Below are 13,300 nucleotides of genomic sequence, written 5' to 3'. Positions count from 1 at the left end.
TAAACCCAGTTCTAGGCGGATTCTGATTCAACACTTATTTGCACATCTACTCCGGCAGCTAAATCTAATTTCATTAATGCATCAACTGTTTTATCAGTAGGCTGCACAATGTCTACCAATCGTTTATGCGTTCGAATTTCATATTGATCCCGAGCATCTTTATCCACGTGAGGGGAAATTAACACTGTATAGCGCTCAATTTTCGTAGGCAACGGAATTGGGCCTTTAATGATTGCACCCGTTCGCCGTGCTGTCTCAACAATCTCTCGCGTAGATCGGTCAATCAATCGATGATCAAAGGCTTTCAATCGAATCCGTATACGTTGGTTATTACTAAAGACTGCCATCATTTGTTTCCACAATTACTCAATAATTTTCTAATAATTTTCGTTACGACACCGGCTCCAACGGTACGTCCGCCTTCCCGAACCGCAAATCGTAACCCTTCATCCATAGCCACCGGCGCGATCAATTTCACCGTCACCTTCACATTGTCTCCCGGCATTACCATCTCAACATCTCCCGGTAGGCTCAATACCTCCCCCGTTACGTCCGTCGTACGAAAATAAAATTGCGGCCGATACCCTTTCAAAAACGGCGTATGACGGCCTCCCTCTTCCTTCGACAATACATAAATCTCTGCCTCAAACGTCATATGCGGTGTGATCGTCCCAGGCTTCGCCAATACCTGTCCTCGCTCCACTTCTTCTCGCTTCGTCCCTCTCAACAAAACACCAACATTATCTCCTGCTTGTCCCTCATCCAATAACTTGCGGAACATCTCCACACCCGTACACGTCGTCTTCGTCGTCGCCTTGATCCCCACAATTTCAATCTCATCTCCGACCTTCACAATCCCTCGCTCAATTCGTCCCGTCACCACCGTCCCACGACCCGATATCGAAAATACGTCCTCAATCGGCATCAAAAAGGGCTTGTCTTTCTCTCGTTGCGGCTCCTCAAAATACGCGTCCATCGTCTCTACTAACTTCAATACCGCTGGAACTCCTAATTCTCCACTGTCTCCTTCCAACGCCTTCAGCGCAGAACCCACTACAATTGGGGTCTTATCGCCCGGAAAATCATAACTCGTCAATAAATCCCTTACTTCTATCTCCACCAATTCCAACAACTCCTTGTCATCTACCATGTCCGCTTTGTTCAAAAACACTACGATGACCGGAACCCCTACCTGCTTCGCCAATACAATATGTTCTCGCGTCTGGGGCATCGGACCATCCGCTGCACTCACTACCAATATCGCTCCATCCATCTGCGCCGCTCCCGTGATCATGTTCTTCACATAATCCGCGTGCCCCGGGCAATCTACGTGAGCATAGTGGCGCTTGTCACTTTGATACTCCACATGCGACGTCGCTATCGTGATCCCTCGCGCACGCTCTTCCGGTGCATTGTCAATCTGATCAAAGGCGCGCGCTTCTCCTCCAAATTTATCTGATAACACCTTCGTCAACGCCGCCGTCAACGTCGTCTTACCATGGTCGACATGGCCTATCGTCCCTACATTTAAATGCGGCTTCTCTCTTATGAATTTTTCCTTAGACATTGGAGTACCTCTCTTCTTACTTAACTCTGTTGTTTAATAATTACTTCAGCGATATTGGTTGGCGCTTCGGCGTATCTTAAAAATTCCATCGTATAGGTCGCGCGCCCTTGGCTTAGCGAACGAAGATCAGTCGCATAACCAAACATCTCTGCTAAAGGCACTTCAACATCAACGATTTTACCGGCAGGACTTTCATCCATACCTTGAATCATACCTCGACGGCGATTAAGGTCGCCGACGACATCGCCCATATATTCTTCTGGGGTAACAACCTCTATCTTCATAATAGGTTCAAGTAATACAGGATTGGCCTTGGCAGCTCCCTCCTTGAAACACATGGATCCAGCGATTTTAAACGCCATTTCGCTGGAGTCAACATCATGGTAAGAACCATCAAAAATAGCTACCTTTACGTCTACCACGGGATAACCAGCAATAACCCCGTTTTCCATCTGTTCCCGAACACCCTTTTCCACGGCAGGAATATATTCTTTGGGTACTACCCCACCGACAATTTCGTTTACAAATTCAAAACCAGAACCTGCTTCTTTGGATTCGATCCGAAGCCATACGTGCCCGTATTGTCCGCGACCACCCGTCTGGCGAATATATTTTCCTTCTTGTTCTATAGTTTTTCGAATAGTTTCCCGATACGCTACGCGAGGCTTCCCAACATTCGCAGCAACATTAAACTCACGCTGCATTCGATCCACAATAATTTCCAAATGCAGCTCACCCATTCCCTCAATAATGGTCTGCCCGGATTCTTCATCGGTATGAACGCGGAACGACGGATCTTCTTGAGCCAATTTTCCTAAAGCTACCCCCATTTTCTCCTGATCAGCTTTCGTTTTGGGTTCAATAGCCACGGAGATCACGGGTTCTGGAAACTCCATTTTTTCAAGGGTAATAATTCGCCGCTGATCACAAAGCGTATCTCCAGTAGTAACATTTTTTAGGCCCACAGCAGCAGCAATATCGCCCGCATGCACTTCTTTAATCTCTTCCCGAGAGTTGGAATGCATTTGTAAGAGACGCCCAATACGTTCTTTTTTGCGCTTGACTGGGTTATAAACCGAGTCGCCGGATTTTAATACGCCAGAATAAACGCGGAAGAAAGTTAGTGTCCCAACAAAAGGATCTGAGGCAATTTTAAAAGCTAACGCCGCAAAAGGTGCATCATCAGAAGCGGCACGAGATCCTTCGGAACCATCGTCTTCCTCACCCAGAATAGCAGGCACATCTGTGGGCGCAGGTAAGTAATCAATCACAGCATCCAACAAAACCTGTACCCCTTTATTCTTAAAAGCACTTCCACATAACATCGGCACAATCTGATTAGCCAAAGTACGTCGACGCAAGCCTTCTCGAACTTCCTGCTCTGAAAGATCTCCATTTTCTAAATATTTTTCCATTAATTCTTCTGAGGACTCAGCGGCAGCTTCCACCATTTTTTCACACCATTCTTGAGCGTCTGCTTTCATATCTTCAGGAATGTCTGCCAATTTATAGGTACGACCTTTATCTGCCTCATTCCAATAAATGGCTTTCATTCGAATTAAATCGACAACCCCTTGAAAATCTTCTTCTGCCCCAATAGGAAGCTGAATAGGCACTGGATTGGACTGCAATCGCTCTTTTACTTGCTGCACCACTCGCAGAAAATTTGCCCCTGTGCGGTCCATCTTGTTTACAAAACCTAAACGCGGAACACCATAGCGATTAGCCTGCCCCCAAACGGTTTCACTTTGGGGTTCTACCCCACCCACAGAACAGAAAATAGCAATCGCTCCATCCAGCACTCGCAAGGAACGCTCAACTTCAATAGTAAAATCTACGTGCCCAGGTGTATCAATAATATTAACTCGATGTTTTGGGTATTGTTGATCCATCCCCATCCAAAAACAAGTGGTGGCTGCAGAAGTAATGGTAATACCCCGCTCTTGCTCCTGCTCCATCCAATCCATGATGGCACTGCCTTCGTGAACCTCGCCCATTTTATGAGAAACGCCTGTATAGTAAAGGATGCGCTCAGTCGTCGTAGTTTTTCCTGCATCTATATGTGCCATAATACCTAAATTACGAGTACGTTCTAATGGAATTTCTCTAGCCGTTGCCATTGTTTTCTCTTACCACCGATAATGTGCAAATGCTTGGTTTGCTTTGGCCATGCGATGAACGTCTTCTTTTTTCTTCACCGCTCCACCACGATTTTCTACTGCATCCAAGATTTCATTTGCCAAACGTAAAATCATTGTCTTTTCATTGCGCTTATTCGCATATTCACTCAGCCAACGCATAGCCAAGGCTTGACGTCGAACTGCTCGTATTTCCACAGGTACCTGATAGGTGGAACCACCTACTCGACGTGATTTCACTTCCACACTAGGCATCACATTGCCTAAAGCTTCCTTAAATGTGTCTAAAGCCACAGCACGAGTTTTTTCATTAACACGGATATCCCCTCCTCCTCCTGCTCCTCTTCCGGCGGCCTTATCGCCCCCTTCTCCGCGTTCTTCCTTAGCACCCCCTCCCTTACTACCACGCACACGCTTTGCTACGACATCCAGAGCTCCGTAGACGATACCCTCTGCTACTGATTTTTTACCATTTCGCATAACAGTATTTATAAACTTAGCTAAAAGCTCACTATGAAAGAGCGGATCTGGCAAAATTTCCCGTTTGGGTGCCGCTTTTCTTCGTCCCATCTAAAGTTCTCCACAGTTATTCTTTTGGTTTTTTTTCACCATATTTAGAACGACCTCGACGTCGCCCTGAAACACCTGCTGTATCCAAGCTTCCACGCACGATGTGATAGCGCACACCCGGTAAATCTTTTACACGGCCACCTCGGATTAATACTACGGAGTGCTCTTGTAAATTGTGGCCTTCACCTCCGATATAGGCAGTGACTTCAGCACCATTAGTGATTCGTACCCGAGCTACTTTTCGTAAAGCTGAATTAGGCTTTTTAGGAGTAGTGGTGTATACCCGAGTACATACACCCCGTTTTTGGGGGCAGCCTTCTAATGCCGGAACGTCACTTTTCTTTAGTTTCGCACGACGGGGCTTTCTCACTAACTGATTGATTCTGGCCATTAAAACTCTCTCCAAACAAAAAAACTCTTGCCTTAATGTATAAGGCAGAGCGGATATTATATAAAGGCAATGATCGCTGTCAAGCTAAATTAGCTCTCTCGAATGACTTCCGTTCCTTACTGGAGAAATGTTGCATCGATTTTCTTTACTAAGGCGCCATCGTTCCCTGGTGATGAGACGAGGTACCTGAAGAACTTATTCGCTTTTTTGTTCTATTTTCGCTTCTTCGGATTTAAATGCTGCACTCAAAGCCTGTTCAGCTTCAGTGGCAGTCACACCTTTTTCTTCCCTAGTCCCTTCCATTACTTTTCCTTCTTTCTGCCGACGTTCTTGATGGTAACTAAATCCAGTCCCGGCAGGAATTAGACGCCCAACAATTACATTCTCTTTGAGGCCTCGAAGATCGTCACGTTTGCCACCTATTGAAGCAGCTGTCAACACGCGGGTCGTTTCTTGGAAAGATGCTGCCGAGATGAAAGATTCGGTAGCCAAAGAAGCTTTTGTGATTCCCAGCAAAATGGGTTCCACTTTCGCCGTCCGGCCATTCTTTTGAATAATTTTTTCATTTTCCTCTCGTACACGAGGTCGTTCAACCTGCTCATCTTGGAGGAATTCTGTTTCACCCGGCTCGACAATTTTAACCTTACGTAACATCTGACGGATGATCACTTCGATGTGTTTATCATTAATTTTTACCCCTTGTAATCGATAAACTTCCTGTACTTCATTAACGATATAGTTTGCCAGCGTATTCACTCCCAACAAGCGCAAAATATCGTGTGGATCTGGAGGGCCATCTGCAATCACTTCACCCTGTTCTACCGTCTCCCCTTCAAAGACACTTACGTGACGCCATTTGGGAATCAGTTCCTCGTGGGTAGTACCATCTGGGGCAGTAATAATTAAACGCCCTTTGTCTTTGGTATCCTTACCAAAACTAACTACACCAGAGATTTCTGTTAAAATAGCAGCATCTTTAGGTCGACGAGCTTCAAAAAGATCAGCTACTCGTGGCAATCCCCCAGTGATATCTCGGGTTTTCGAAGTTTCTTGAGGAATACGCGCAAGGACATCCCCAATTTGGACTATAGAACCATCTTCTTTGGTAAGAATAGTCCCTTCCGGCAAGAAATAATGCGCTGGAACTTTACCCCTGGTAAAAAGAGATCGTTATCATTTTCATCCACCAGCTTAACCATAGGACGAAGCTCTTTACCCCCGGTAGTGCGTTGCTTGGTGGAAGCCACTACGATACTGCTAAGACCTGTCAATTCATCCGTTTGCCGATTCATGGTGACACCATCCACTAAATCAACGAATCGCAAGGTACCTGCTACTTCCGTGATAATAGGATGCGTATGAGGATCCCATTGAGCCACAACTTGGCCAGCTTTTACCAAATCATCATCACGTACACTAATCGTCGCACCATAAGGAACTTTGTAATGCTCACGCTCTCCACCTTGAGTATCTTGGACGATTAATTCTCCCGAACGTGAAACTGCTACTAAATTGCCATTGACTTGTTCCACCGTCTTTAAATTGCGCAGCTTAATTTTCCCAGCAGACTTTACTTCGATGCTGTTAGCAGCCGTTGCTCGGGAAGCAGCCCCACCGATGTGGAATGTCCGCATGGTTAACTGAGTTCCTGGCTCACCGATTGATTGAGCAGCCACCACACCGATAGCTTCCCCTACATTTACAATGTGTCCACGAGCAAGATCACGTCCATAGCACATCGAACAAATACCGTAGGCTGTTTCACACGTAATTGCAGAACGCACCATAACCCGATCCACGCTGTGTTCTTCCAAGATATCCACCAGTTTTTCATCCAGAAGGGTACCTTCAGCCATTAACTCTTTTTTCAATTTAGGATCGTTAACGGATTTCGCTAAAACTCGTCCCAAAACACGTTCTCGGAGAGGCTCAACAACATCGCCTCCTTCGATGTGAGGTATCATCTCAATGCCTTGATCAGTCCCACAATCGTATTCCGTAACAACCAAATCTTGTGCGACGTCAACGAGTCGTCGAGTTAAATATCCCGAGTTTGCCGTCTTCAAGGCCGTATCGGCTAAGCCCTTACGGGCACCGTGAGTGGAAATGAAGTACTGCAAAACATTTAACCCTTCACGGAAATTAGCTGTGATAGGGGTTTCGATAATAGTACCGTCAGGTCTTGCCATTAATCCCCGCATCCCCGCCAACTGACGGATTTGCGCTGCAGAACCTCGCGCACCGGAATCGGACATCATGTAAATAGAATTAAAGGAGCTTTGTGTTACTTCTTTGCCTTGAGCATCTTTTACTTTTTCCATAGCGATTTTTTCCATCATGGCTTTAGCGACTTGATCATTAGTTCGCGACCAAATATCAATCACTTTGTTACGATGCTCACCGTAAGTCACCAAGCCAGAAGCATATTGCTTTTGAATTTCTTGGACTTCTTCTTCGGCCCTAGAAATAATGGCTTCTTTTTCATGGGGAACTACAAGGTCATTCACGCCGATAGAAATACCCGAATAAGTTGCGTAACGGAAGCCCATGTACATTAAATTATCCGCAAAAATGACGGTAGTTTTGAGACCTAAATTCCGATAGCAAATATCCAATAATTTGGTCACCGCCTTTTTAGTCATTGGCTGATCAATTAACGCAAAAGGTAATCCCTTAGGAACAATCTGCCATAATAAAATCCGCCCTACGGCAGTATTAACCAAGCGCTCACTCTCTTCCATATTGCCCGCTTCATCCAAAACGCTTTCTTCAATTCGAATATCGACGCGCGCATGTAAATCCACTTGTCTATTCTCATAAGCACGGACCACCTCGTCTACGTCAGCAAACTTCATACCTTCGCCTTTCGCATTAACGCGATCCCGAGTGATGTAGTAAAGACCCAACACCACGTCATGGGTGGGAACAATAATCGGTTCGCCGTTTGCAGGATGCAGGACATTGTTGGTGGACATCATTAATGAACGCGCTTCTAATTGCGATTCTAAGGTGAGCGGGACGTGCACGGCCATTTGGTCCCCGTCAAAGTCTGCGTTATAAGCCGTACAAACGAGGGGATGAAATTGAATTGCCTTCCCTTCTACCAATACCGGCTCAAACGCTTGTATACCTAAACGATGCAAGGTTGGCGCTCGGTTCAATAAGATAGGATGTTCCCGGATAACCTCTTCAAGAATATCCCAAACTTCAGGAACTTCACTTTCCACCATCTTTTTAGCTGCTTTAATAGTGGTAGCTAAACCTCGTCGCTGTAATTTACTAAAGATAAAGGGTTTGAATAATTCCAATGCCATTTTCTTTGGCAAACCGGCTTGATGGAGTTTCAATGTCGGACCTACCACAATAACTGAACGACCTGAATAATCCACACGCTTACCGAGAAGATTTTGACGAAAACGCCCCGATTTACCCTTAATCATATCCGCTAAAGATTTCAAAGGACGACGGTTGGACCCTAAAATAGCCCGTCCACGGCGACCATTGTCCAGAAAGGCGTCTACGGCTTCTTGAAGCATTCGCTTTTCATTACGCACAATGATATCAGGCGCATTGAGATCCAATAGACGTTTTAATCGGTTATTTCGATTAATCACTCGACGATAAAGGTCGTTCAAATCAGAAGTAGCAAAACGCCCGCCATCCAACGGAACCAAGGGCCGCAAATCCGGGGGTAAAACAGGGAATACGGTTAATATCATCCACTCCGGCTTATTTCCCGACTCCAAAAACGCACTTAAGACTTTAAGACGTTTAGTGAGTTTTTTCATTTTCGTTTCGGAAGTAGTGGTCAGCATTTCGGCACGTAACACTTTAACTTCTGCAGCAACATCGATATCACGCAACAATCGTTGAATCGCTTCTGCACCCATAAGTGCCGTAAATTCGTCGCCATATTCTTCTAAGGCATCGAGATAAGCTTCCTCCGAAAGTAATCGCCCCCGCTCCAATTCCGTCATCCCCGGATCTACGATTACGTATGCTTCAAAATAAAGAATGCGTTCAATATCGCGCAGAGTCATATCGAGGAGCAAACCAATACGGGAAGGTAACGATTTGAGATACCAAATATGAGCCACAGGCGAAGCAAGTTCAATGTGACCCATTCGATCCCGTCGTACTTTAGCCAGGGTAACTTCCACCCCACATTTTTCACAAATCACACCACGATGCTTGAGGCGTTTATACTTTCCACATAAGCATTCATAATCTTTAATAGGACCAAAAATTTTCGCACAAAACAAACCATCACGTTCAGGTTTGAAGGTTCGATAATTAATTGTTTCTGATTTTTTTACTTCGCCGTACGACCACGAGCGAACTTCTTCTGGAGATGCCAGCTTGATGCGCAGTGCATCAAATTCAGCTGCGTGTTTTTCACTTTTTAGCTGTTTTAATAGGTCTCTCAAGACAGTTTTCTCCCGATTAACGTTAATCATTTTCTAAATTAATATCGATAGCTAACGAACGGATTTCTTTTATCAGAACGTTAAATGATTCTGGCATCCCGGCATCCATCCGGTGATCGCCATCGACAATATTTTTATACATACGAGTGCGACCAGTGACATCATCGGACTTCACAGTTAGCATTTCCTGCAAGGTGTAAGCAGCCCCATAAGCTTCCAATGCCCAAACCTCCATTTCTCCGAATCTTTGTCCGCCAAATTGAGCTTTACCACCCAAGGGTTGCTGTGTTACTAGGCTATAAGAGCCCGTAGAACGAGCATGCATCTTGTCATCTACTAGGTGATTAAGCTTCAACATATACATGTATCCTACAGTGACCGCCCGATCGAATCTTTTTCCGGTTCGCCCATCATACAGATAAGCTTGACCTGAGGTAGGAAGACCCGCGATCTCTAATAAATGCTTTATTTCTTCTTCCGTGGCGCCATCGAACACTGGTGACGATATGGGCACACCCTTTCGCAGATTCTTAGCTAGAGTAGTGACTTCTTCGTCATTTAAAACCTCCAGATTAAATTTCTGGGCCTTGCTTAAGTCATAAATCGGCTTGAGGGTTTTACGCAATTGTTTTGCATCAGCGCCTTGATCGATCAACTCACCAATTTTAATCCCCAAGCCCTTTGCTGCCCATCCCAAATGAGTTTCGAGCACCTGGCCAATATTCATCCGGGAAGGAACACCTAAGGGATTAAGCACGATATCTACGGGCGTACCATCTTCTAGATAAGGCATATCTTCGACTGGAACGATAGTAGAGATAACTCCTTTATTTCCATGACGCCCTGCCATTTTATCGCCAGGTTGAATACGACGTTTAACTGCTAAGTAAACCTTCACTATCTTGATGACGCCGGGTGCTAAATCGCCACCTTGAGTCAATTTCTGACGGAAGTCTTTGAGTTTTTCGTCGCGTGCTTTATGAAGTTCCTCATAGTGTTCATGAGTAGCTTCGAGACGTTTCATTGCATTATCATCATGCAATCGAATTTCAAACCACTTTTGTCGAGGTAATTCAGCCAAATAAGCTTTGCTAATTTTTGTGCCTTTTGCCAATTTAAGTGAACTACCAGCAGCTACTTGATTGACAAGAAGCTTTTCCAAGTTTTCGAACAGAGCATCTTCACGTACGCGAAGTTGATCATTTAAATCTTTTTCCACCTTCGCAAGCTCGGCTTTTTCAATATCTAAGGCACGTTCGTCTTTCTTCACCCCTTCGCGAGTAAAAATACGAACGTCAATAACGGTACCCGTAATTCCAGGAGTAACTCGTAAAGAAGTGTCTTTTACGTCTGATGCTTTTTCACCAAAAATAGCTCGCAGTAATTTTTCCTCCGGCGTAAGCTGAGTTTCACCTTTAGGAGTTACCTTCCCGACTAGGATGTCTCCCGGTCCCACTTCAGCTCCCATATGCACAATTCCAGATTCATCCAACTTTGCTAACGCACCCTCTCCGATATTGGGAATATCCTCCGTAATTTCTTCTGGGCCTAATTTGGTGTCGCGAGCAATGCAGGTAAATTCTTGAATATGAATCGTCGTGAATCGATCTTCTTCTACTAATCGTTCAGAAATTAGAATGGAATCTTCAAAGTTGTAACCGTTCCAAGGCATGAAAGCGACTAATAAATTTTGCCCCAATGCCAGCTCACCAATATCTGTAGAAGGACCATCAGCCAATACATCCCCTTTTTGTATACGATCACCAACTTCCACGATTGGGTGTTGATTAATACAGGTGTTTTGATTGGAGCGAGTGAATTTAGTCAAATTATAAATATCGACCCCAATATCATCTTCATCTGCTTCCTCTAAATTTACCCGAACCACAATACGTGAAGCATCAACGGAATCTACAATACCACTGCGTTTAGCAACCACCGTGACCCCAGACTCTACGGCCACAGTACGTTCCATTCCAGTTCCTACTAAGGGCGTTTCTGGTCGAATTGTAGGCACCGCTTGACGTTGCATGTTCGAACCCATCAATGCCCGATTAGCATCATCATGTTCTAGGAAAGGAATCAAGGCAGCTGCCACAGAAACAATTTGCCGCGGCGAAACATCCACATAGTTCACCTTATCCGGTGTTGTAAGAGTAAATTCCCCTTTATAACGGCATGAAATTAATTCATCCATCATGTGGCCATTTCCATCGACATTAGTATTCGCTTGTGCAATATAATAATCGCCCTCTTCAATAGCTGATAAATATTCCGTTTCATTGGTAACCACTCCGTCAATTACTTTTCGGTAAGGCGTTTCTAAAAAGCCATACTCATTTGCACGCGCAAATACCGCCAACGAATTAATTAAACCAATATTAGGTCCCTCAGGAGTCTCAATAGGGCAGACCCGCCCATAATGGGTGGGGTGCACATCTCGCACTTCAAAACCTGCTCGCTCCCGTGTTAACCCGCCCGGCCCTAAAGCAGACACTCGGCGCTTATGGGTTACTTCAGATAACGGATTATTTTGATCCATAAATTGCGATAATTGGCTCGAACCAAAAAATTCCTTTATTGCGGCTGACACAGGCTTTGCATTTACTAAATCTTGGGGCATTAAGTTTTCGATATCCGCTAAGCTCAATCTATCCTTTACGGCCCGCTCAACGCGAACCAATCCCACGCGAAATTGGTTTTCAGCCATTTCGCCTACACTCCGGATGCGTCGATTCCCTAAATGGTCAATGTCATCCACATCTCCTTTGCCATCTCGAATATCAACAAGAACACGTAACGCATCTACTACATCTTCTTTAAATAGAATTCCTGATCCCGTTAATTCTTTTCGTCCGACGCGGCGATTAAATTTCATTCGGCCCACAGCGGATAAATCATAACGCTCCGGTGAAAAAAATAAATTCTCGAATAAGCTTTCAGCAGCTTCTTTGGTGGGTGGTTCACCCGGGCGCATAATGCGATAAATTTCTACTAAAGCTTCTAATTGGTTATTGGTGTTATCCAACCTCAAAGTATCAGAAATATAGGATCCACATTCAATTTCATTAATATATAATGTATGAAACGAAGAAATATTTTGAGCTCGAAATTTCTTTAATAAATCGGCCGTAATAATTTCGTTAGCTTGAGCAATCACTTCCCCCGTTTCTTCATCAATAACAGCTTTACCAATGACTTTGCCGTATAAATATTCATCGGGCAGCTCAAGTTCGCTTATTCCAGATTTTTCAATCAAGCGAATATGCCGTGCGGAAATTCGACGATTAGCTTCAACAATTATTTTCCCTTTTTTTCTTTTATAGTCACTGCTGCTAATTCACCACGCAATCGGTGCGGCACTAATTCTAAGGTGACATTTTCTTTATTGAGACAGAAAGTATTTGTCTCATAAAACATATCGAGGATTTGTTCGGTATCATAACCTAACGCTCTTAAAACCACTGTCGCTGGTAATTTACGGCGTCGATCAATCCGCGCAAATAAACAGTCTTTGGGATCAAACTCAAAATCTAACCACGAACCGCGATAAGGAATAATTCGAGCTGAATATAATAATTTTCTAGAAGAATGTGTCTTACCTTTATCATGCTCAAAGAAAATCCCAGGGGATCGATGTAATTGGGAAACAACTACTCGCTCAGTTCCATTAATTATAAGACTCCCCGTTTCTGTCATTAATGGAATTTCACCCATATAAACTTCTTGTTCTTTGATATCCTTGATGGCTTTTTTACCTGCAAGTGCATCCTTGTCGTAAATGACTAACCGCATATTCACTTTCAGAGGAGCAGCGTAGGTTAAGCCTCGTAACTTACATTCTTCTACATCGAAGATGGGCTCTTCACCCAAACTGTAACCCACATATTCCAATTCTGCATGACCAGAATAACTGAAAATAGGGAATACGGACTTAAAGGCAGCATGTAAACCTGTATCTTGCCTGTGTTCGAGCGCCACATCCTTTTGCAAGAAAGCACGATAAGATTCTATTTGCGTTTCTAATAGATAAGGCGTTTTTAATACCTCAACTTCGCGCTTTCCTAGGTTGACGCGTGCACGCTTTTTCTCAGCATAAGAAATCGTGGCTGAATTTCTGCTTCTAACATTCGCTTGCGCCATGAACACACCTCATTTTTATAAGTAGAATATGTCGTTACTAGTCTTTACGTCAATCTCGCGCCGG

Annotated in this window: 5 protein-coding genes and 2 pseudogenes; all 7 read right to left on the bottom strand. The window is 44.4% G+C overall.

Annotation, left to right across the window (positions count from 1 at the left end; genetic code table 11):
* Positions 1-11 precede the first annotated feature (11 nt).
* The gene (rpsJ, locus tag MRH55_RS03210) at positions 12-347 is read right to left on the bottom strand and encodes a 30S ribosomal protein S10 (protein WP_048875578.1); all 336 of its coding nucleotides are present in this window, start codon (positions 345-347) and stop codon (positions 12-14) included.
* Positions 347-1,567 carry an elongation factor Tu gene (gene tuf / locus MRH55_RS03205; RefSeq protein WP_304985986.1) on the bottom strand — a complete coding sequence of 407 codons (1,221 nt, stop codon included), beginning with the start codon at positions 1,565-1,567 and terminating at the stop codon, positions 347-349. The genes rpsJ and tuf overlap by 1 nt, the downstream gene beginning before the upstream one ends.
* A 20-nt stretch (positions 1,568-1,587) precedes the next feature.
* Positions 1,588-3,687, bottom strand: coding sequence for an elongation factor G (gene fusA / locus MRH55_RS03200; protein WP_304985985.1), 2,100 nt, complete (start codon positions 3,685-3,687; stop codon positions 1,588-1,590).
* Between the two features lie 9 nt (positions 3,688-3,696).
* Positions 3,697-4,275, bottom strand: a complete 579-nt coding sequence (gene rpsG, locus MRH55_RS03195) for a 30S ribosomal protein S7 (protein ID WP_304985984.1) — start codon at positions 4,273-4,275, stop codon at positions 3,697-3,699.
* A 16-nt stretch (positions 4,276-4,291) separates the two neighbouring features.
* Positions 4,292-4,666 (bottom strand): 30S ribosomal protein S12, encoded by a 375-nt coding sequence (rpsL, locus tag MRH55_RS03190; protein WP_304985983.1) that lies wholly within the window; start codon positions 4,664-4,666, stop codon positions 4,292-4,294.
* A 195-nt stretch (positions 4,667-4,861) separates the two neighbouring features.
* Positions 4,862-9,093: pseudogene (gene rpoC, locus MRH55_RS03185) on the bottom strand (DNA-directed RNA polymerase subunit beta').
* Positions 9,094-9,115: 22 nt separating this feature from the next.
* Positions 9,116-13,242: pseudogene (gene rpoB / locus MRH55_RS03180) on the bottom strand (DNA-directed RNA polymerase subunit beta).
* Positions 13,243-13,300 lie beyond the last annotated feature (58 nt).

It is taken from the genome of Coxiella-like endosymbiont (assembly GCF_030643785.1).
Lineage (GTDB): Bacteria > Pseudomonadota > Gammaproteobacteria > Coxiellales > Coxiellaceae > Coxiella.
This window is presented reverse-complemented; position numbering and strand designations above follow the sequence as displayed.